General features: G+C 71.6%; 18 protein-coding genes. 11 read left to right on the plus strand and 7 right to left on the minus strand.

Translation table 11 applies throughout. From position 1 onward, the window contains the following. Nucleotides 1-59: 59 nt before the first annotated feature. The 3 genes from AB0F04_RS32535 to AB0F04_RS32545 all read right to left on the minus strand — a co-directional run bounded on the left by AB0F04_RS32535 (nt 60) and on the right by AB0F04_RS32545 (nt 2,281). Nucleotides 60-731, minus strand: a complete 672-nt coding sequence (locus tag AB0F04_RS32535; RefSeq protein ID WP_362048212.1) for a ScbR family autoregulator-binding transcription factor — start codon at nt 729-731, stop codon at nt 60-62. A gap of 208 nt (nt 732-939) precedes the next feature. Continuing rightward, nucleotides 940-1,938 (minus strand): ScbA/BarX family gamma-butyrolactone biosynthesis protein, encoded by a 999-nt coding sequence (locus AB0F04_RS32540; RefSeq protein WP_362048215.1) that lies wholly within the window; start codon nt 1,936-1,938, stop codon nt 940-942. Between the two features lie 127 nt (nt 1,939-2,065). Then, the gene (locus AB0F04_RS32545; protein ID WP_362048218.1) at nt 2,066-2,281 is read right to left on the minus strand and encodes a hypothetical protein; all 216 of its coding nucleotides are present in this window, start codon (nt 2,279-2,281) and stop codon (nt 2,066-2,068) included. Between the two features lie 355 nt (nt 2,282-2,636). Between AB0F04_RS32545 and AB0F04_RS32550 the strand changes: the two genes are divergently transcribed. From AB0F04_RS32550 to AB0F04_RS32565, 4 genes are all read left to right on the plus strand, one after another. Next, nucleotides 2,637-2,825 carry an acyl-CoA carboxylase epsilon subunit gene (locus AB0F04_RS32550; RefSeq protein WP_362048408.1) on the plus strand — a complete coding sequence of 63 codons (189 nt, stop codon included), beginning with the start codon at nt 2,637-2,639 and terminating at the stop codon, nt 2,823-2,825. Between the two features lie 123 nt (nt 2,826-2,948). Continuing rightward, nucleotides 2,949-4,535 (plus strand): acyl-CoA carboxylase subunit beta, encoded by a 1,587-nt coding sequence (locus AB0F04_RS32555; protein ID WP_362048220.1) that lies wholly within the window; start codon nt 2,949-2,951, stop codon nt 4,533-4,535. Between the two features lie 12 nt (nt 4,536-4,547). Next, complete coding sequence (locus AB0F04_RS32560; protein WP_362048223.1) at nt 4,548-5,207, plus strand: ScbR family autoregulator-binding transcription factor; 660 nt, start codon at nt 4,548-4,550, stop codon at nt 5,205-5,207. A 94-nt stretch (nt 5,208-5,301) separates the two neighbouring features. Next, complete coding sequence (locus tag AB0F04_RS32565) at nt 5,302-6,843, plus strand: MFS transporter (RefSeq protein ID WP_362048411.1); 1,542 nt, start codon at nt 5,302-5,304, stop codon at nt 6,841-6,843. 91 nt (nt 6,844-6,934) lie between these two features. Here the strand turns inward: AB0F04_RS32565 and AB0F04_RS32570 are convergent, their stop codons facing one another. From AB0F04_RS32570 to AB0F04_RS32580, 3 genes are read right to left on the minus strand one after another with little or no spacing between them, the layout of a single operon-like run. Continuing rightward, nucleotides 6,935-7,120, minus strand: coding sequence for a 4-oxalocrotonate tautomerase family protein (locus tag AB0F04_RS32570; RefSeq protein ID WP_362048226.1), 186 nt, complete (start codon nt 7,118-7,120; stop codon nt 6,935-6,937). 53 nt (nt 7,121-7,173) lie between these two features. Further along, complete coding sequence (locus tag AB0F04_RS32575) at nt 7,174-8,436, minus strand: DegT/DnrJ/EryC1/StrS family aminotransferase (RefSeq protein ID WP_362048229.1); 1,263 nt, start codon at nt 8,434-8,436, stop codon at nt 7,174-7,176. Further along, nucleotides 8,433-10,082, minus strand: a complete 1,650-nt coding sequence (locus AB0F04_RS32580) for an AMP-binding protein (RefSeq protein WP_362048232.1) — start codon at nt 10,080-10,082, stop codon at nt 8,433-8,435. Before AB0F04_RS32580 ends, AB0F04_RS32575 begins: the two co-directional genes overlap by 4 nt. A 190-nt stretch (nt 10,083-10,272) precedes the next feature. On the opposite strand from AB0F04_RS32580, the gene AB0F04_RS32585 reads away from it, so the two are divergent. Genes AB0F04_RS32585 through pabB form a run of 3 tightly spaced genes read left to right on the plus strand, consistent with a single transcriptional unit; the run spans nt 10,273 to nt 14,766 of the window. Then, nucleotides 10,273-11,337 carry an ornithine cyclodeaminase family protein gene (locus AB0F04_RS32585; protein ID WP_362048234.1) on the plus strand — a complete coding sequence of 355 codons (1,065 nt, stop codon included), beginning with the start codon at nt 10,273-10,275 and terminating at the stop codon, nt 11,335-11,337. 53 nt (nt 11,338-11,390) lie between these two features. Continuing rightward, the gene (locus AB0F04_RS32590) at nt 11,391-12,602 is read left to right on the plus strand and encodes a cytochrome P450 (protein WP_362048237.1); all 1,212 of its coding nucleotides are present in this window, start codon (nt 11,391-11,393) and stop codon (nt 12,600-12,602) included. Nucleotides 12,603-12,618: 16 nt separating this feature from the next. Further along, nucleotides 12,619-14,766 carry an aminodeoxychorismate synthase component I gene (gene pabB / locus AB0F04_RS32595; RefSeq protein ID WP_362048240.1) on the plus strand — a complete coding sequence of 716 codons (2,148 nt, stop codon included), beginning with the start codon at nt 12,619-12,621 and terminating at the stop codon, nt 14,764-14,766. Between the two features lie 35 nt (nt 14,767-14,801). Here pabB and AB0F04_RS32600 read toward each other — a convergent pair whose 3' ends face one another. Continuing rightward, nucleotides 14,802-15,668: a prephenate dehydrogenase/arogenate dehydrogenase family protein gene (locus tag AB0F04_RS32600; protein WP_362048243.1), complete on the minus strand. Its 867-nt coding sequence runs from the start codon at nt 15,666-15,668 to the stop codon at nt 14,802-14,804. A 41-nt stretch (nt 15,669-15,709) separates the two neighbouring features. Here AB0F04_RS32600 and AB0F04_RS32605 point away from each other — a divergent pair, with 41 nt between their 5' ends. The 4 genes from AB0F04_RS32605 (at nt 15,710) to AB0F04_RS32620 (ending at nt 20,183) form a co-directional block, all read left to right on the plus strand. Further along, a complete protein-coding gene (locus AB0F04_RS32605) occupies nt 15,710-16,054 on the plus strand; it encodes a chorismate mutase family protein (RefSeq protein WP_362048246.1) in 345 nt (114 codons plus the stop codon). Beyond that, a complete protein-coding gene (locus AB0F04_RS32610; RefSeq protein ID WP_362048249.1) occupies nt 16,051-16,950 on the plus strand; it encodes a HemK/PrmC family methyltransferase in 900 nt (299 codons plus the stop codon). Before AB0F04_RS32605 ends, AB0F04_RS32610 begins: the two co-directional genes overlap by 4 nt. A gap of 180 nt (nt 16,951-17,130) precedes the next feature. Then, nucleotides 17,131-17,955, plus strand: a complete 825-nt coding sequence (locus tag AB0F04_RS32615; RefSeq protein ID WP_362048252.1) for an AfsR/SARP family transcriptional regulator — start codon at nt 17,131-17,133, stop codon at nt 17,953-17,955. Nucleotides 17,956-18,176: 221 nt separating this feature from the next. Further along, nucleotides 18,177-20,183, plus strand: a complete 2,007-nt coding sequence (locus AB0F04_RS32620) for a thiamine pyrophosphate-dependent enzyme (RefSeq protein WP_362048255.1) — start codon at nt 18,177-18,179, stop codon at nt 20,181-20,183. Nucleotides 20,184-20,204 lie beyond the last annotated feature (21 nt).

Below are 20,204 nucleotides of genomic sequence, written 5' to 3' on the forward strand. Positions count from 1 at the left end.
CGGGGGCCTTCGCCATGATCGAGCCCGGCCGGCGTCAACAACGCTCGTGGGCAATACACCTAGTGGGCGGGGGCGTGAGCCTGCGTCTCTTCGTAGGCCTTCTTCCCGGCTTCGTAGACCTTCCTCCCGCGGTCCTCGCTGAGGTCCACTGACGCCAGCACCGAGGGGACCGCGATGCTGGGCAGCAGGTGACGCAGCATCGTGGTCACCCGTGCGGGGAGGTCCTGGTGGCTGTTGATCACCTGGGACATGGTCTGTACGCCGGAGTACGCGCCCACGATGACGTTGGCGGTCTCGGCCGGCACGATGTGAGGAAGCAGTTCTCCCTGGGCCTGAGCCTTCTCCAGCCGCTCCTGGAACCTCTCGACCCAGGGGTTGAACGCCTCGCCGCGGTCGAGCCCGTCGGCCACCTGGGACATGGACAGCCGCGCCCCTGCCCGCACCATGGGGTCGATCTGCAGGAGGTAGGTGTACCGCAGCAGGATGTCCACCACTTCCTGGAGCTTGGACGGGTGGTCGGGAATGCCGAATTCCTGATGCTGGGCGGTGAGGACGGCCTGAGCCAGGTCCTCCTTGGAGGGGAAGTGGAAGTACAACGCTCCCTTGGTCACCTTGGCCTCGGAGAGGATCTCGGAGATCGTCGCCGCCAGGTACCCGCGTTCCTCGAAGACCTTGGCCGCAGCCAGCAAGATGGTCATGCGCGTGCGGATGGCCCGCTCTTGCTCGGCCATGGTGTCCTCCGGTCGATCGACGTGCTCTGGAAAGCCTCCAGATATCAAACCATCCGGTCTTTATGTTATCAGCGGGCCCATGCCCGCGGAACAGCAAAGCCGGTTTGGTTGCGGTGTCCACCGATGAAGGTCGTGAGTGTCTGCGGAAGGGGGGAGCCCGGAGGTCCCTGCACCCCTCGGGGGTGCAGGGACCTCCGCCTCACCTCATTCAGCCGTGCGTCGCCGCGGTCACGGTGGCGATGAACGCCCGCTCACCGTGCTGATGCCCCGTCACCTCCACGGCCTCGGCGCCGCCGGGCGCGTCCGCGGGCAGGCGGCGTGCCCCGATCAGGCAGGGCTCGTCCAGCTCCACGTAACTGCTGAACTCGCTGGTGATGCTGAGCGGGAGGAAGGAGGAGTCTCCCAGGACAGCGGTCGCGCCCTGGCGGACGGCTTCGAGGAGCACCATTCCCGGGACGTGGTCGACCGGGTGGTCGAAGAGCACGGGGTGCCGGGTGTCCACCCTCAGCTGCCAGAGGTCTGTCTCCTCGGTGGGCGAGAGGACCACATCGGCCGGCGATGTGCGCCCCACGCTCTGCGGTGCCACCGGGGCCGTCAGCGGCAGGGGGCGGTGTTCGCTGCTGAACACCCGCTCCGGACGCAGACGGCGGTAGACCGAGGGAGCGATGAGAGTCAGGGAGAGCCGCCCCGTCGCCACCAGCTGCCCCTCGCGCAGCACCGCGGTCTCGTAGCACAGACCGCTCAGGCGGCGGCCTCGCATCTTGACGTCGGTGCACGTCACCTCGAGATCCAGCGAGGCGGGTACCTGGTACATCGGGAGCTGCTCGGGGTGCACGGTGAGGTCGAGCTGCTCCAGCAGGAACTGGTGGCCGAAAGGAACACCGAACTCCGCGTGGCAGAGCAGGGGAGCGATCTGCCTGATCGTTTCAGCAGCCATCAGCGGGTCGTAGTAGACCCCGTTGATGGGGGTGAAGAAGCTGTGGCTGCGCGGCCATTGGGCGCGCACGTTGAACCGTGTGTCGTCCAGGCGGTCCCAGCCGGTGAGCATGACCTCGGCGTTGGCCGCACGGTGCACCAGTTCCCTGGGCACCGTGGTCGTCAGACCGGCGTGGCGGAGGGTGTCGATCCTGAAAGGTGAGGAGGTGGCTTGCACCGGACGCTGGTCGACGAGTGGGTTTTCGATCCGAAGCGTGCTCGTGATCGTCATCGCTCCCCCTGGACGAGACGGAAATTCGAGTGGTGGGCGGGTCTGGCGTCGAGTTCGAGGTGCCACATCAGGAACCGGTGGCCGAGCGGGACGCCGAACTCGTGGTGAAGAAGCCGTGCCGGCGGCTTCACGGGGCGGCCACGGTGAAGTGGGTGTCGTCCGCACGCTCCCAGTCGGTGAGCAGCGCTTCGGTGACGCCGGCGAGGTGGACCGGTTCCCCGGGAACCGTGGTGGTCGGGGAAGGGAAACGCGGCACGACGATCCGCGCCCACGTTGTGCTGTCGTCCTCGGTGCGGCGTGCGCCGGGTATCGGGTGTTCGACGCGGAACGTGCTCGCAGACATGTCGGTTCCCCCTGGGCTGCGGTGTGCGAAGTTTTTGTGTGCGTCCTCAGGCCGAGAAGATACATACCAGCCGGTTTAGTTTCTAGCGGTAGGAGCCATTCCGGCTACGGGCCCTGTCGAACGGCTTGTTCTCCCCGTAGGGCACTTCCGCCTCGTGTGTCCACCGAGGGGGTCCTACCAGGCCTTTCACCGGGCCGGGTGGGGCGGACGGTGGATGCCGCGCAGTCGTGCGGCGCATGTTTTCGGCCGGGTGGCGGGGTGGTGGCCGGAGGGGGGAGTGCTCTCAAGCGGATCCGGAGCCGTTCTTGAGTGTCCGGGCCCACCCTTGCCTCAAACCCTGGAAGGGGGCGGCCGGATGGAGCGGGCAGAGGTGCTGCTTCGGGTGGAGCGCGGACATGCGAGCGAGGAGGAACTGGCCGCTCTAGCAGCGGTGTTGGGCGCGTTGCGCAGGAGCTGCCGAGAGGTGGGCGAGGAGCCCGTGGCCGTACCCGCCGCCTGGTGGGACCGGCCGGCGGGCTATGCGGCGCCCGGTGGCTGGCGCTGAGGCCGGGCCCTGGCCGGAGCATTCCTCCGGGCTGGATATAAACCGCGCATTCGGTTTGTTACTATTCCCATGAGCCGGGCGGGGGCCGCTTCGGCTTGTCCCGGGGAGGGACCAGATATGTCGATGACGACTGCCCCCGTGCCGAGCAGGACGGGGTCGGCCGGCGCTCGCGGGCGCGTGGCCGAGCTCAACGAGATCCGTGAGCGGGCGCTGGCCGGGCCGGGCGAGAAGGCGACCAGCGCGCAGCACGCCAAGGGCAAGCTGACCGCGCGGGAGCGCATCGAACTCCTCCTGGACGCGGGCTCGTTCCGGGAGGTCGAGCAGCTGCGCCGGCACCGGGCCACCGGGTTCGGCCTGGAGGCCAGGAAGCCGTACACCGACGGTGTGATCACCGGCTGGGGCACGGTGGAGGGCCGCACGGTCTTCGTCTACGCGCACGACTTCCGCATCTTCGGCGGCGCCCTGGGCGAGGCCCACGCCACGAAGATCCACAAGATCATGGACATGGCCATCGCGGCCGGTGCCCCGCTGGTCTCCCTCAACGACGGTGCGGGCGCCCGTATCCAGGAGGGCGTCTCCGCGCTCGCCGGCTACGGCGGCATCTTCCAGCGCAACACCAAGGCGAGCGGTGTCATCCCGCAGATCAGCGTGATGCTCGGCCCGTGTGCCGGCGGCGCGGCCTACAGCCCTGCCCTGACCGACTTCGTCTTCATGGTCCGTGAGACCTCGCAGATGTTCATCACGGGCCCGGACGTGGTCAAGGCGGTGACCGGCGAGGAGATCACGCAGAACGGCCTGGGCGGAGCGGACGTGCATGCGGAGACGTCCGGCGTGTGCCACTTCGCCTACGACGACGAGGAGACCTGCATCGCCGAGGTCCGCTACCTGCTGTCGCTGCTGCCGCAGAACAACCGCGAGACCCCGCCCCGACTGCGCGGCTCGGACCCCGCGGACCGGCGCTCGGACGGCCTGCTCGACATGGTGCCGGCGGACGGCCAACGCCCGTACGACATGGCCGCGGTCATCGAGGAGATCGTCGACGACGGCGAGTACCTGGAGGTCCACGAGCACTGGGCGCGCAACGTCATCTGCGCGCTGGCGCGCCTGGACGGCCACGTGGTCGGCATCGTCGCCAACCAGCCCCAGACGCTCGCCGGTGTGCTGGACATCGAGGCCTCCGAGAAGGCGGCCCGCTTCGTCCAGATGTGCGACGCCTTCAACATCCCGCTCGTGACGCTGGTGGACGTGCCGGGCTTCCTGCCGGGTGTGGACCAGGAGCACGGCGGGGTCATCCGGCACGGGGCGAAGCTGCTGTACGCGTACTGCAACGCGACCGTGCCGCGCATCTCGCTGATCCTCAGGAAGGCGTACGGCGGTGCCTACATCGTCATGGACAGCCAGTCCATCGGTGCCGACCTCACCTACGCCTGGCCGACGAACGAGATCGCCGTGATGGGCGCCGAGGGCGCGGCCAACGTCGTCTTCCGCCGGCAGATCGCCGAGGCCGAGGACCCCGAGGCCATGCGGGCGCGCATGGTCAAGGAGTACAAGTCCGAGCTGATGCACCCCTACTACGCGGCTGAACGCGGTCTGGTCGACGACGTCATCGACCCCGCCGAGACCCGCGAGGTGCTGATCAAGTCACTGGCGATGCTGCGCACCAAGCACGCCGACCTGCCGTCCCGCAAGCACGGCAACCCGCCGCAGTAACGGAGCACCGTGATGGTCAAACAGGAACGTGCCCTGCGCACGCGCGAGGCACTGATCGAGTCGGCCGCCGAGGTCTTCGACCGCGAGGGTTTCACCGTGGCATCCCTCACCGCGATCAGCAGCCGGGCGGGTGTGAGCAACGGGGCACTGCACTTCCACTTCGCCAGCAAGGCGGCGCTCGCGGGAGCCGTCGAGGAGAACGCCGGGAACCGGCTGGACCGTGTCACCCAGCGCTGCGCCGGCCGGCCCAACGCCCTGCAGACCCTGGTGGACGCCACCCACGAACTGGCGCGCGCGCTGCGCGAGGACGTGGTCCTGAGAGCCGGCTTCGGCCTGAGCGGTGAGTCCTTGCACGCGGACGGGCGGAATCTGAGACGCGCGTGGAGCCGGTGGGTCGAGGGCACCGTCAGGCGGGCCGATGACGAGGGCGTCCTGGCCGCCGTGCCCCCGCGGGACGTGACGCTCGCCGTCGTGGCCGCGACCGTGGGGTTCGAGGTGCTGGGGGTGCGGGACGCGGAGTGGCTCTCGCGCCGCACCCTCACCCGGTTCTGGCAGCTGCTCCTGCCCCTGCTCGCCGCCCCGGCGACGCTCGGGACGCTCACGGCGGAGGGCGCCCACCCTGCGCGAACCAAGGACGCCGCCCGCACCGAAGCGGCGGATCAGAAGGCCTGACGCCCGGCCGGCCCGGAACACCGGGCCACAGGTCCGGTCGCACCCGTCCACCACGGACCCGTGCCGACCGGCGAACCCCATCCCCCCAGGAGGTATTTCCTTGCACAGCACCCAGCCGGAGACATCGGCACAACGTGACCCGAGGCGCTGGGTCGTCCTGGGGGTGATCTGCCTGGCCCAACTCGTCGTCCTGCTCGACAACACGGTCCTCAACGTCGCCATCCCGGTGCTCACCGAGGACCTGGGCGCGAGCACGGCCGACGTCCAGTGGATGGTCAACGCCTACGCCCTGGTGCAGTCCGGACTCCTGCTCACCGCGGGCAGCGTCGCCGACCGCTACGGCCGCAGGCTGATGCTGCTCACCGGACTCGTCCTGTTCGGCCTCGCTTCCGCCGTGGCGGCCCTCGCCCAGAGCTCCGGGCAGCTCATCGCAGCCCGTGCCGGCATGGGCATCGGCGGCGCGCTGCTCGCGACCACCACCCTCGCGGTGATCATGCAGGTGTTCGACGACGAGGAGCGGCCGCGGGCCATCGGCCTGTGGGGCGCGGTCAGTTCGCTCGGCTTCGCCGCCGGGCCCCTGATCGGCGGGGCCCTCCTCGACCACTTCTGGTGGGGCTCGATCTTCCTCATCAACATCCCCGTCGCGCTGTTCGGCCTGCTGGCCGCCGCCCGGCTCGTGCCGGAGACCAAGAACCCGCAGGGCGACCGGCCCGACCTCGTCGGCGCGCTGCTGTCCACGATCGGCATGGTGGGCGTGGTGTACGCGATCATCTCCGGGCCCGAGCACGGCTGGAGCTCCGCTCGGGTCCTGGTGCCCGCGGCGGTGGGGGTGCTCGCGCTGCTGGCCTTCGTACGCTGGGAGTTGCGGGTGCCTCACCCGATGCTGGACATGAGCTTCTTCCGCAGCCGCCGCTTCAACGGGGCGATGGCGGGCGGGCTGCTCGTGGCGCTCGGCATGGCCGGTTCGCTGTTCCTGCTCACCCAGCACCTGCAGCTCGTGCTCGGCTACGACGCCCTCCAGGCCGGTCTGCGGACCGCGCCGCTCGCCCTGACCATCGTCTGCCTCAACCTCGCGGGCATCGGCGCCAAGCTGCTCGCCAAGCTGGGCGCGGCGCGCTCGATCGCGCTCGGGATGACGCTGCTCGCGGCCGGGCTGAGCGCGGTGGCGGTGCTCGGTTCGGGCTCCGACGCGGGCTACGGCGGGATGCTCGTCGGTCTCGTCCTGATGGGCTGCGGTATCGCCCTGGCCATGCCCGCGATGGCCGTCTCGATCATGTCGTCGATCCCGCCCGCCAAGGCCGGTGTCGGGGCGGGTGTGCAGGGCACGCTCACCGAGTTCGGCGGCGGGCTCGGGGTGGCGGTGCTCGGCGCCGTCCTGGGCTCCCGGTTCGCGGCGTTGCTCCCCGCGGGCGTGGGCGCGTCGGGGTCGCTGGCGGTGGCGCTCACGGACGCCGGCGACGACCCCCGGCTCGTCGGGCAGGTCCACGACGCGTTCGCGGACGCGGTGAGCACCAGTCAGCTCATCGGCGCGGCGGCGGTCTTCGCCGGGGGCCTGCTGGCCGGCACCCTGCTGCACGTGGCCGACCGGGCCGCCGGCCGGCACGAAGCGGCAAAGACCCCGGCCGCTGTCGGATAGCCGCACCGGCCGGACACGACGAACGCGCGAGGCTTCGGGGTCCATCACCCCGGGGCCTCGCGCGTTCGTCGTGTCCGGCTCGCGCCGGATGCTACGTCCCCGGCTTCCCCGCGATGCCCCAGTGCTGCGGGGGGATCCCGGTGAGCGTGATCCAGGTCTGCTCGCGCACCTCCTCGCCCAGGACGTCCACCGTGGCCTGCGTGAGCCGCTCGATCAGGGCACGCTCGGACTCGGGTGTCAGTCGGCGGTCGTAGATCTTGACATCGATGAAGGGCATGTCCGGCTGCTTTCCTCTCGCTCGGAGGTCTTGTCGGGGCGGACGCGGCCGGGTCACGCGATCCGGGCCAGGCTCGCCTTCTCGTACGCCTCCCGCAGCGCCCGCGTCACCGACGCGACCACGTACTCGACCTGGTCGTCGGTCAGACCCGGGTGGCACGGCAGGTTCATATGCTCCTCGAACCACACGCGTTCGGCTTGCGGGCACTCGCCCGGGCCGTGCCCGCGCAGCCGCCACTCCGGCGACAGGTGGAGCGGGAAGTAGCGCAGCTGGATCTCCACGCCCAGCTGGTCCACCGCCCGCACGAAGTGCTCGCGCAGCTCCCGCCCTCCGGACAGGAAGAACGTGTAGAGGTGGTAGGCGTGCCTGCTGTCCGGCTCCGCGCGGTGCAGGCGCACACCGGGGAACGCCGACAGTGCCTCGTCGAAGCGGCTCGCGATCCACCGGCGCCGGGCCACGAAGCGGTCCAGCGAGCCCAGTTGCACCACCCCCACGGCGGCCGCGGCCTCGGACATGGTGGCGTTGGTGCCCGCACCGCGGATACCGACCGCCGTGTGCCGGTAGACGGAGTCGGCGAACTTCATCCACGGCAGCAGCGCGGGACGCTCGCCCTCCGCCGTGGTGCGGGGCGTGTACACGCCGTCCACCTCGTTGTCGCGGATGCGCAGCACTCGCTCGGCCCACTCGTCGCGAGCCAGGGTGATCATGCCGCCCTCGCCGAGCGTGGTGATGTTCTTGGTGGAGTGGAAGCTGAAGCAGCCGATGTCGGCGAGGGCGCCCGGGTGGCGCCCCTTGTACAGGGCGCCCAGGCCGTGGGCACTGTCCTCCACCACGATCGCCCCGTGCCGCCGGGCGATCGCCGTGATCCGGTCCATGTCGGCCGGGTTGCCGCCGTAGTGGACCAGGAAGATCGCGCGGGTGCGCTCCGTGACCAGCGTCTCCAGGACGTCGGGATCCATGTTCAGGGTGTCGGGGTCCACGTCGCAGAAGCGGACCCGTACGTCATGGTCCAGCAGGGGCTGGATCGTGGCCTGGAAGGTCTGCGGGGTCACGATCACCTCGTCGCCCGGGGCGAGGTCCAGAAGGCGGGTGGCCAGTTCCAGGGCGACCGTTCCGCTGGTGACGGTCAGCGCGTGCCGGGCGCCGATCCGCTCGCGGAAGCGCTCCTCGAACCGGTCGCGCCACACACCGGACGTCAACGTTCCCTCGGCCTGCACCAATTGCGTCAGGGCCGCGAGATCGGCCTCGCCGAGGACGCTGCCCCGGCGGGCGAACGGCACGCGGTAGCTGCCCCCTTGCAGGGCCACGGCGCTCATGCCGCCACCTCCGCGAGCCGCCCCAGCTTGTCCGCGATCCGGGCCCGCAGCACCTTCTTGTCGACCTTGTGCAGGCCGGTCAGCGGGAAGGAGTCGACGACCTCGACGCGGTCCGGCAGCTTGTACGCGGCCAGGCCCCTGGATCGCAGCAGTTCACGCAGCACCGGCAGCCGGGGGGCCGGCCGTCCCGGCGCCGCGATCACGTACGCGCACACCTTCTCGCCCAGCACCGGATCGGGCATCGCCACCACCGCCGCCTGCTGTACGTCCGGGTGAGCCGTGAGATGACCTTCGACCTCGGTGGCCGAGACCTTGTCGCCGCCCCGGATGACGACGTCCTTGACCCGGCCCTCGATCACGATGTTCCCGTCGCGGGTGCGCCGCACCAGGTCGCCGGAGCGGTAGAAGCCGTCCTCGGTGAAGGCCCGGGCGTTGTGCTCGGGTGCCCGGTAGTAGCCGCGCAGTGTGTACGGGCCCCGGGTGAGCAGTTCTCCGATCCCGCCGTCCGGGACGTCCGCGCCGTCGGCGTCCACCACGCGGATCTCGTCGGCGGGGGAGACCGGGCGGCCCTGTGTCGTCAGGATCGTCTGCTGCGGGTCGTCGTACCGGGTGAACGTCAGCAGGCCCTCGGCCATGCCGAAGACCTGCTGGAGCCGCACCCCCAGCAGCGGCTCGATGCGGGCCGCCACCTCGTCCTGCAGCTTGGCGCTGCCCACCTGGAGAACCTGCAGGCTGCCGAGGTCGTGGTCGTGTCCCTCCTCGACGGCGGCCAGCCACAGATGGACGATCGTGGGGATCACCGAGGTGAGCGTGACGCGCTCCCGCTCGATCAACGGGAAGCAGGCCAGTGGCTGGGGCGTCTCGGCGAAGACGACACGCCCGCCGGCCCCCAGCGTCCCGATGATGCCGGGGCAGCCCCAGGGGAAGTTGAAGGCGACCGGCAGGACCGCCAGATAGACGGTGTCGCCGTCCAGGCCGCAGATCTCGCGCGTGATCCGCGTCTGGTACGCGTAGTCGTCGTGGGTGCGCGGGATCAGCTTCGGCAGCGCTGTCGTCCCCCCGGACAGCAGGAAGAACGCGACGTCCGAGGCGTCCGGCTCGGGAAGGTCCACCGGCTCGGCGTCCACGTCGGCCAGTGCGACACAGCCCTCGGCCCCGCCCGGGTCGCCGGCGACGAACACCTGGGAGATCTGCGGGAGTGTGTCGCGGACCGAGCGGGCCAGTTCCCGGTGGTCGAAACCGTTGCAGGTGTCCGGCACGATGTACGCGCTCGCGCCGGACAGCTCGGCCAGGTGCCGGATCTCGTTGTCGCGGTACGCGGGCAGCGCGAACACCGGGAGGGCTCCCAGGCGGAACAGCGCGAAGCAGACCGCCACGAAGTCCGGGGTGTTGGGCAGTTGCACCAGGACCCGGTCGCCGGGGGCGATGCCACGGGCCGCGAACCCCGCGGCGAGGCGGTCGCACCACTCGTCCAGGGCGCGATAGGTGATGCGGCGCCGCCCGTCCGCACCCACCAGGGCCTCCCGGTCGCGGTACTCGTGGGCCCACCGCCGCAGCAGCGCACCGAGCGTCTCGCCCCGCCAGTACCCGGCCTCGCGATAACGCGAGGCCAGCTCCTCGGGCCAGGGCACGCATCCGTCCAGCATCGTCCGTCCTTCCGCCGTTCGGGTCCCGGCCAGTGTCCGCAGGGGCGTTGACACGCCGCTGATGCGCGGGTGCCGCGGCGGCCCGGCGCGTCAGGCGGCGATCAGCCCGGCGTCAGCCCGTACGGCCACGATGCGGACGTACGGGCTGAGGGAAAGCCATGCCGAGCGCGCGGGAAGAGGGAAGCACCCCATGGAGACCTGGGTCCTGAGCAGGCACGACATCGCGGAGATCGTGACCGCGGTCGGACGCGACGCCCTGATGGTCCGGGTCATCGACCGGCTCGCCGAGGGCTTCGCGGAGATCGGCCGCGGCGACCGTGAACTGTCGCCCCCGCGAGGCGGGTTCGAGCGCACGGAGCCGGTGCCCGGCATCTTCGAGTGGATGCCGCACCGCGACCCGGGCGACAGCATCACCCTCAAGACCGTCGGCTACAGCCCCGGCAACCCCGGGCACTTCGGCCTGCCCACCATCATCGGCACCGTGGCCCGCTACGACGACAGCACCGGTGCCCTCACCGCCCTGATGGACGGCGTGCTGCTCACCGCGATCCGTACCGGCGCCGCCTCGGCCGTCGCCAGCCGGCTGCTGGCCCTTCCCGGGAGCCGGACCCTCGGCCTCATCGGCGCCGGTGCCCAGGCGGTCACCCAGCTTCACGCGCTGTCGCTGGTGTTTCCGCTGGAGCGGGTCCTGGTGTGGGACACGGACCCGGCGCACCGCGAGAGTTTCGCGCGCCGCGCCGCGTTCACCGGCCTCGCGGTGGAGTGCGCCGACCCCGCAGCGATCGCTGCCGAGGCGGACATCATCACCACCGCCACCGCGGTCCCCGTCGGCTGCGGTCCGGTGCTGCCGGAGGGGAGCTACCGCGAGCATCTGCACGTCAACGCCGTCGGCGCCGACCTCGTGGGCAAGACCGAACTGCCGCTGTCCCTGCTGCGCCGGGCCTTCGTCACCGCCGACCACCCCGAACAGGCCCACCGGGAAGGCGAGTGCCAGCAGCTCGCCGCGCACCTGACCGGCCCGGGCCTGACCCGGCTGGTGGCCGAGCCGGCCCTCGCCCACGAGCACCGCGGCGCGCTGACCGTGTTCGATTCGACCGGATTCGCCTTCGAGGACGCGCTGGCCATGGAGGTCTTCCTGGAGGCGGCGGCCGAGCACGGCCTCGGCCGCCGCCTCCAGATCGAGCACCACCCGGCCGACGCCCTCGACCCGTACGCGCTGCACTCGCTGCCCGTCGCCGCCCCGGTCGGGCACTGAACCGGACCCCTCCCGCACCACGATTCGACTCCCCCCGCGAAGGAAACCGCTCGATGGCCCAGAAGACCCTGCCCGCCCCCCGGCCGACCATCGAGGACGGCGGACACCGACTCTTCGGCTGGCTGCGCCGGATGCGCGACGAGCACCCCGTTCACGAGGACGAATACGGGGTCTTCCACGTCTACCGGCACGCCGACGTGCTCGGCGTCGCATCCGACCCGGAGGTCTTCTCCTCCGAGCTGCACCGGCTGCGCCCCGGCTCCGAGGCGCTGACCGAGGAGATCCTCTCGGTGATCGACCCGCCGGTGCACCGCACGCTGCGCCAGCTGGTCAGCAAGGCGTTCACCCCCCGCACGGTCGCGGAACTGGAGCCGCGGATCGTGGAACTCGCCGGGCAGCTGCTCGACGGGATCGAGGGCGACTCGTTCGACCTGGTGGCGGACTTCGCCTACCCCCTGCCGGTCATCGTGATCGCCGAGCTGCTCGGCGTGCCGGCCGAGGACCGTGCCCTGTTCCGTTCCTGGTCGGACCGGATGCTGTCGATGCAGGTCGACGACCCGGCGGACATGCAGTTCGGCGACGGGGCGGGTGAGGACTACGAGAAGCTCGTCAAGGAACCGATGAAGGCGATGCACGAGTATCTGCTCGGGCACGTCGAGGACCGCAGGAGGAACCCGGGCGACGACCTGATCTCCAAGCTGGTGGCCGCCGAGGTCGACGGCACTACTCTGACGGACCGGCAGATCATCGAGTTCGGTGGCCTGCTGCTGATGGCCGGGCACGTCTCGACGTCCATGATGCTGGGCAACACGGTGCTGTGCCTGGAGGAGAACCCTCAGGTCGCCGCCCGGGTGCGGGCCGACCGCACACTCGTCCCCGCCGTCATCGAGGAGGTCATGCGGCTTCGCCCGCCGATCACCGTCATGGCCCGGGTCACCACCCGCGAGACCGAGATCGCGGGCGTCACCGTCCCCGCCGGCCGCATGGTCGTCCCCTCGCTCCTGTCGGCCAACCACGACGAGCGCTTCTTCCCGGAGCCCGAGCGCTTCGACCCCGCACGCGACGCCCGACGGCAGATCGCCTTCGGCCACGGCATCCACTACTGCCTCGGCGCCCCGCTCGCCCGCCTGGAGGGCCGGATCGCGCTGGAGGCACTGCTCGACCGCTTCGCCGACGTGCGCGTCACCGAGGGCGCGCGCCTGCGCTACCACCGCGACGGGCTGCTCGGTGTGCGGAACCTCCCGCTGACCGTACGCCGAGCCTGAGACCGAGGGGGCAGCCGTGCGCACCGTACGAACCCTGCTGATCGACAACTACGACTCGTTCACCTACAACCTCTTCCAGATGCTGGCCGAGGTGAACGCCTGCCCGCCCGTGGTCGTCAAGAACGACGACCACGCCGGGTTCACGGCGCTCGACCCGCGGGACTTCGACAACGTGGTCGTCTCGCCCGGCCCCGGCCACCCCGGCACCGACACCGACCTCGGACTCAGCCGGCGCGTCATCGAGGCCTGGGACCTGCCGCTGCTCGGCGTGTGTCTCGGGCACCAGGCGCTGTGCCTGCTCGGCGGCGGCGAAGTCGGACACGCCCCCGAACCCGTGCACGGCCGGACCAGCATGATCGAGCACGACGGGCGCGACCTGTTCGCCGGGATCCCCTCGCCGCTGCGCGTGGTGCGCTACCACTCGCTCACCGTCCACGCCCCGCCCGCGGACCTGGAGGCCACCGCCACCACAGGGGACGGCCTGCTGATGGCGGTACGGCATCGCCGGGCGCCGCGCTGGGGCGTGCAGTTCCACCCGGAATCCATCAGCAGCGAGTACGGCCACCGGCTGCTCGCCAACTTCCGCGACCTGAGCCTGCGAGCCCGCAACCAGGCGCCGCTGGGCGTGGAGGTGCCGGGCGTGGCCGGTGCGCCCGCGGCCCCCGGCCGGGACCTGACCGGTGGCCCTGCGGAACTGCGTCTGCACGTACGGGAGTTGGCCGAGGTTCCGGACGCCGACGCCGCGTTCGAGGAACTGTTCGGTGACGCTCCGGCCCGCTTCTGGCTGGACAGCAGCCGGGTCGACCCGGGCCTGTCCCGCTTCACCTTCCTGGGCGCGCCCCGGGGCCCCCTCGGCGAGACGCTCACCTACGACGTGGCCGAAGGACTCGTACGGATACGCGACCACGCGGGCGCGGTGCGGCGCCGAACCGGCACGCTCTTCGAGTACCTGGAGCGGGAGCTGGCGGCGCGCCGCACCCCGGCACCGGACCTGCCCTTCGAGTTCAACCTCGGATACGTCGGCTACCTGGGGTACGAGGCCAAGGCCGACGCCGGCGGCGACCACGCCCACTCGGCCCAGCTGCCCGACGGGGCCTTTGTGTTCGCGGACCGGATGGTCGCCATCGACCACGCCGACGACCGCGCTTGGCTGCTCGCGTTGAGCGGCCCGGGGCACCCGGCGAGCGCCCGCGCGGCCGAGGACTGGCTCGCCGACGCGGCCGCTGCCCTCGCCACCGCCGTGCCCCGCCCGCCCGTCCGGCTGCTGCCCGACGCGGAACTGCTGCCCCTGGACGTGGAGTTCCGGCACGAGCCGGCCGAGTACCGGGAGCTGGTCGAGGAATGCCGGCGACTCATCCGCGACGGCGAGACCTACGAGGTGTGTCTGACCAACCTGCTGCGCGTGCCCGGCCGGATCGACCCGCTCACCGCCTACCGGGCGCTGCGTGCCATCAGCCCGGCGCCGTACGCCGCGTACCTCCAGTTCCCCGAGGGCGCCGTGCTCTCCTCCTCGCCCGAGCGGTTCCTGCGCATCGACGCGGCGGGCACCGCGGAGTCCAAGCCGATCAAGGGCACCCGGCCCCGTGGGGCGACCCCGGCCGAGGACGCGGCCGTCGCCCGGGGACTGGCCACGGCGGAGAAGGACCGCTCGGAGAACCTGATGATCGTGGACCTGGTCCGCAACGACCTCGGGCAGGTCTGCGAGATCGGCAGCGTCCGTGTGCCCAAGCTGTTCGACGTCGAGTCGTACGCGACCGTGCACCAGCTGGTGAGCACCGTACGGGGGCGACTGGCGGATGGGGTGTCGCGGCCCGCGGCCGTGCGCGCCGCGTTCCCCGGCGGGTCGATGACCGGGGCACCGAAGGTGCGCACCATGCAGTTCATCGACCGTCTCGAAGGCGGGCCGCGCGGCGTCTACTCCGGCGCTCTGGGCTACTTCGCCCTGAGTGGGGCGGTCGACCTCAGCATCGTCATCCGGACGATCGTCGCCACCGAGGAAGCCGCCACGATCGGCGTCGGCGGGGCGGTCATCGCGCTGTCCGACCCGGACGACGAGGTGCAGGAGATGCTGCTCAAGGCCCGCACCACGCTGCGCGCGCTGCGCCAGGCACAGGCCGCCGCCCCGGCCGGGGCGCGCAAGCTGCTGGCCGGCAGCGTGCGGTGACCGCTTCCGGGGCGCGGGCCCGGCCGCCCTCGCGTTCAGCGCGGCCCGGCGAAGGCCTCGGCGCAGGCCTCGGCCAGTTCGGTCCGGTGCCGGTCCCCGAGCGTGGCCCGCAGCTCCGCGAACAGGGTCTCGAACGCCGCCGCGTCACCGCTCGCCACGGCCCGCCCCAGCCGCTCCAGGCCGTGGCCCACCGCCTCACGGGCGGCGAGCGCGTGCGGATTGCCCGCCTGGACGTCCCAGTACACCTCCGCAGAGCCCGACGAGATGCGGGCGAGGAGCTGGAGCAGCGTGCGGTGCGGGGGCGGCGCCGTGGCGCGCAGCGCCCCGACGTCGACGCCCAGCGTGCCCAGCGCCAGACCGAAGGCGAGGACGGCCGTGTGCGTCGCCGCCTGCTGCGCCGCGGTCAGCCTGTCGTGCTCCGGCGCGGGCATCTCCACCACCCGGGCGCCCCACCGGGCGATGAGCGCCAGCAACGCCCGCACGGCGGGCCCGTCGGTGACGACGGTCGCGGCCACCGGCCGGCCCGGCAGCGGCAGCGACGGAGCGAACATCGGGTTGAGGCTCACCGCCTGCGTGCGGGGCGCCCGGGCCCGCAGGCGTTCCGCGATGCCGCCCTTGACCGACAGGGTGTCCGCGAACAGCGCGTCGGTCCGCATCAGCCGGGTCACGGGACCCACGGCGTCCAGGGCCACCGACTCCGGTACCGCCAGCAACACCAGGTCGGCCGCGGCCAGGGCCCGGGCCGCGGCGGGACCCGGCGCGCGGATGTCGTCGGCCAGGGCGCCCGGCCCCGCCCCGGCCGGGTCGACGCGCAGCACCGCCGCGCCCGACTCGGCCAGCCGGTCGGCGAACATCCGCCCCACCGCGCCGGTTCCGCCCGCCACCACACAGTGCTCGAACACCTTGCCTCCCAGCCCGTCACTCGATGATCGAAGGAGTAGTCATGTCACTACGCGTCGGACCCGTCAACGCGTCCGAGGACCTGGAGTCGCTGCGCGCCCGCCTCGACGCGGTCGACGCAGGCCTGCTCGACGCGGTGCGCGAGCGCCTGGAGGTCTGCCTGCGCATCGGCGAGTACAAGCGCGTGCACGGCGTGGCGATGATGCAGCCGCACCGCATCGCCACCGTGCAGGGCCGCGCCGCGCGGTACGCCGAGGAACACGGCATCGAGCCGGCGTTCCTGCGGCGCCTGTACGACACGATCATCGCCGAGACGTGCCGCCTGGAGGACGAGTGGATCGCGACGGGCGGCCCGGACGCCGACGTGCCGCAGCGGAGCGCCTCGTGAGCGCCGACGTCCGCCCTGCCGGGGCCGCGCCGGACACCCTCGCCGTCGCGCTGGACACGGCGGCCGGGCGCCTCGTCGAGGCGGGCATCGGGCAGGAGGCGGCCCGCGGGGACGTCCGGCTCCTGGCGGCCCACGCGCTGCGGGTGGTCCCCGCCGAGCTCGACGGACAGCTGGCGGGGCCGGTCCCCGACGGCTTCTGGGCGTACGTGGAGCGCCGGGCCGCCCGGGAGCCCGCCGAACGCATCGTCGGCCACGCCTGGTTCATGGGGCACCGCTTCGAACTGGCCCCAGGGGTGTTCGTGCCCAAGCCCGAGACCGCCGAGATAGTCGAGGACGCGATCGGCAGACTGGGCGGTCTGTTTCAGCAGGGCTCGCCTTCGCCTCTGGTGGTCGATCTCTGTGCGGGACCCGGCACCATGGCGGTCACGATCGCCCGTCGCTTCCCTCGGGCGAGGGTGTACGGAGTGGAACTGTCGGAGGCGGCGGCACACGTTGCGATCCGAAACGCGCGCGGCACCGGCGCGCGGATCGTGCAGGGTGACGCGCGGGAGGCCTTCCCCGAGCTGGACGGCACCGTCGATCTGGTCGTGAGCAATCCGCCCTATATCCCCATCGGGCTGCGCACCAGCTCCCCAGAGGTCCTCAACTACGATCCGCCACTGGCTCTTTGGGCTGGTGAAGGCGGTCTGCAGATGATCCGGGCGATGGAACGGACGGCGAGCCGGCTGCTGCGGCCGGGTGGGGTCCTGCTGCTGGAGCACGGGCGGTACCAGTTGGATTCGGTCCCCGCGCTGTTCGCCGCGACGGGTCGCTGGAGGACCGCAGAGTCGCTTCCCACCTGCAACGACGGATGCCTGACGGCGGTCCGTGGCGAGGGGGCTGTCCAGGCGGCCTGACGGGCGCTCCAGGGAGGTGCGCGGGCTCATGAGAGAGGAGATTACAGCCCGGACGATTGACAAACCAACCGCGCTGTTTTTTTATTCATCAGGGCCACGATGCCGCAGCACGCTGAGTCCGGTGGCGAGGCGGGCGGCCCCGTACGTGCCGACCTGCCTGCACCGACCAGGGGAGAAACGATGGACATCGAAGTACTGGGCCCGTTGTCGGTGCGGGAGCACGGCATCTCGATCGCGCCCACCGCGCCCAAGCCCCGTCAGGTCCTGGCCCTGCTCGCGCTCAACGCGGACCGCGTCGTACCGGTGGCCATGCTCACCGAGGAGCTGTGGGACGAGCACCCGCCGCGCAGCGCACGCACCACGCTGCAGACCTACATCCTGCAACTGCGCGAACTCATCGGTGAGGCGCTGCTCCTGGGCGGCGACGAGCGGACCAACGCCAAGGACATCCTCGTCACCCTGCCGGGCGGATACCGGCTGGAGACCCGCGGCGGCTCCCTCGACTTCAAGGAGCTGGAGCGGCGGGCGGGCGCCGGGTACCGCTGCATGGACGCGGAGGACTACTCCGGTGCGGCCCGGCGGCTGCGCGACGCGCTGTCCCTGTGGACGGGAGCCGCGCTCGCCGACGTCCAGGCCGGCAGCCAGATCGCCCTGGAGGTCAGGCGCCTGGAGGAGACCCGCCTGTGCGCCCTCGACCAGCGCATCGAGGCGGACCTGCGGCTCGGCCACCACCGTGAGCTGCTGTCCGAACTGACGGTGCTGGTCAACCGGTATCCGATGCACGAGAGCCTGCACGGGCAGTTCATGCTCGCACTGCACCGCTCGGGCCGTCGCGGTGAGGCCCTCAACGTCTACCAGCGGCTGCGCACCACCCTCGTACGGGAGCTGGGCCTGGAGCCGTCGACCTCGCTGGGCCGGCTCCAGCGGTCCATACTCATGGCGCATCCGGAGCCGGCCGTCACGGCCGCACCGGAAGCCGTCGGTGAGCGCCTCGTGGCCCGGTGAGTGGTACCGCTCACCGGGCCGGCCCGCACATCCGCCCCGCCCAGGACACCCCTCCCTCCCAGGACACCGATTCCCGGTGCCCCCCCTTCCCGGGAGGGAGGGGTCACTATTTTTCCGTAGCCGAATCGACCGGCACTCCCTCTCACGAGGGATCACGGGGGTGCGAAGAGTTGGTCGTTGGGGGCGATGCGGCGACCACGGCGACAAGGCAGCATTCGGTTGTGACGAAACGGAAGAAAGAATCCGGGCTTTCCGGGATACCCGCCGACCGACGGGTTGACTTCCTCGAACTGATGCTGCTCTCCCGTGAATGCGACCGCAGATCGGGCCTCGTGCTGCGTCAGGGCCACGCCTGGTTCCACATCTCCTCAGCCGGGCACGAGGCGTTGGCCGCCCTCTGTGAGCTGCTGGGACCCGAGGACCTGATCGTCCCTCACTACCGTGACCGCACGCTGCTGCTGGCCCGTGGAATGGACCCCGAGGCGCAAGCCCGCGATCTGATGGCCAAAGCCGATTCACATTCCGGCGGACGCAATATGAGCGCCCATTTCGGCCACCGCGAAGGGAATGTCTTCTCCGTCGCGAGCCCGACCGGAAGCCAGTGCCTGCCGGCCGTTGGAGCAGCCTGGGCCGCGCAATTGCAGAATCGCGAGCAGGTCGTCGTCTGCTCCATCGGCGACGCCTCCACCCGGCAGGGCGAGTTCTTCGAGGCGGTCGCCTTCGCGGTGGAGCGCGGCCTGCCCGTCCTCTTCCTGGTCGCCGACAACGGCTACGGGATCTCCACGCCGACCGAGCACATGTCACCCCAGGCCCTGGGACTGCTGCCGCGCGCGCGTACCACCGTCGTCGACGGAGCGGACCCCGACGCCGTGCACGCCGCCGCCCGAAGCGCCCTGAGCGCCGTGCGGGGCGGCGAGGGCCCCCGCGTCCTGTGGTGCGAACTCGACCGGCTCGACTCGCACACGTCCTCCGACGACCACCGCGTCTACCGCAGCCAGGAGGACCTGAGCGCCCTGCGCGACCCCGTGGACATCTTCACCACGCGGCTGCTCGCGGAGGGAGCCGTCGACGAGGCATGGCTGGAAGGCACCCGGGCACGGCACGCCGAGGAGATCGAGGCCGTCTACGAGCGGGTCGCCGCGGAACCGGCCGCCGACCCCAAGACGATCATGGAGCACCTGTTCGCGCCGGCCGGGCAGCCCGAGCCGCCCGCCCCCGGGGCGGACACGGCCGGCGCGCCGCTCACCGAGCCGTGCGGCGGCACCATGGTGTCCGCGGTCAACCGGGCCCTGGCGACCGGACTGGCCCGCCACCCCGACCTCGTCCTGTTCGGCGAGGACATCGATGATCCCAAGGGCGGCGTCTTCGGCTTCACCAAGGGACTGGGCGAGGTGGCCGGCGACCGCATGACCAACGCGCCGCTCGCCGAGGCCACCATCGTCGGCGCCGCCGTGGGGCTCGCCGCCGCAGGGCTGCGGCCCGTCGTGGAACTCCAGTTCGTCGACTTCGCCGGACCCGCCTGGAACCAGATCGCCGCCCAGCTCACCACGCTGCGCTGGCGCACCGTCTCCGCGTGGCAGTGCCCGGTCGTCATCTACGCGCCCTGGGGCGGCTACCTGCCGGGCGGCGGGATCTGGCACAGCCAGAGCAACGAGAGCCTGTTCACCCACCTGCCGGGCCTGCGGGTCGTCGTCCCCTCCACTCCCGAGGACACCGAGGCCGCCTTCCTGGAGTCGTTCACCGCCCCCGACCCGACGCTCATCCTGCTGCCCAAGCACCTGATGCGGCAGCGCCGCGAACCGGCCGCGCGGCCCACGCCGGCCCTGGGCGCCCGCACCCTGCGGCCCGGTGCCGACGTCACCGTCGTCAGCTGGGGCAACGGCACCGAACTCGCCCTGGACGCCGCCGACGCCATCGCGGCCGACGGGGTCACCGCCGACGTCATCGACCTGCGCTGGCTGGTGCCCGTGGACCGGGAGACCGTCGCCGCCTCCGTGCGCCGCACCGGGCGCCTGGTCGTGGTGCAGGAGGACAACCGCACGAGCAGTTTCGGCGCCGGACTGATCACCGAACTCCTGTCGGCGGACGACGAGTTCTACTCGCTGCTCGCTCCGCCGCGGCTGGTGACCCGCGAGGACGTGCACGTCCCGTTCCACCCCGACCTCGAGCGCGCCGTGCTGCCCGCCGCCGACGACGTGGTCGCGGCCGTCCGTTCCGTACTGGCCTGACCGCAGAGAGAAGGAAGCGCA

This window comes from Streptomyces sp. NPDC029041, from assembly GCF_040637515.1.
Taxonomy (GTDB): Bacteria; Actinomycetota; Actinomycetes; order Streptomycetales; family Streptomycetaceae; genus Streptomyces.

Bases quoted from the DNA above. Each gene is read 5' to 3' on its own strand.
- AB0F04_RS32545 (WP_362048218.1), bottom strand. From the start codon at position 2,281: ATGTCTGCGAGCACGTTCCGCGTCGAACACCCGATACCCGGCGCACGC.
- AB0F04_RS32540 (WP_362048215.1), bottom strand. From the start codon at position 1,938: ATGACGATCACGAGCACGCTTCGGATCGAAAACCCACTCGTCGACCAG.
- AB0F04_RS32550 (WP_362048408.1), top strand. From the start codon at position 2,637: ATGGAGCGGGCAGAGGTGCTGCTTCGGGTGGAGCGCGGACATGCGAGC.
- AB0F04_RS32535 (WP_362048212.1), bottom strand. From the start codon at position 731: ATGGCCGAGCAAGAGCGGGCCATCCGCACGCGCATGACCATCTTGCTG.
- AB0F04_RS32590 (WP_362048237.1), top strand. From the start codon at position 11,391: ATGGCCCAGAAGACCCTGCCCGCCCCCCGGCCGACCATCGAGGACGGC.
- AB0F04_RS32555 (WP_362048220.1), top strand. From the start codon at position 2,949: ATGACGACTGCCCCCGTGCCGAGCAGGACGGGGTCGGCCGGCGCTCGC.
- AB0F04_RS32605 (WP_362048246.1), top strand. From the start codon at position 15,710: ATGTCACTACGCGTCGGACCCGTCAACGCGTCCGAGGACCTGGAGTCG.
- AB0F04_RS32560 (WP_362048223.1), top strand. From the start codon at position 4,548: ATGGTCAAACAGGAACGTGCCCTGCGCACGCGCGAGGCACTGATCGAG.
- AB0F04_RS32615 (WP_362048252.1), top strand. From the start codon at position 17,131: ATGGACATCGAAGTACTGGGCCCGTTGTCGGTGCGGGAGCACGGCATC.
- AB0F04_RS32580 (WP_362048232.1), bottom strand. From the start codon at position 10,082: ATGCTGGACGGATGCGTGCCCTGGCCCGAGGAGCTGGCCTCGCGTTAT.
- AB0F04_RS32575 (WP_362048229.1), bottom strand. From the start codon at position 8,436: ATGAGCGCCGTGGCCCTGCAAGGGGGCAGCTACCGCGTGCCGTTCGCC.
- AB0F04_RS32585 (WP_362048234.1), top strand. From the start codon at position 10,273: ATGGAGACCTGGGTCCTGAGCAGGCACGACATCGCGGAGATCGTGACC.
- AB0F04_RS32570 (WP_362048226.1), bottom strand. From the start codon at position 7,120: ATGCCCTTCATCGATGTCAAGATCTACGACCGCCGACTGACACCCGAG.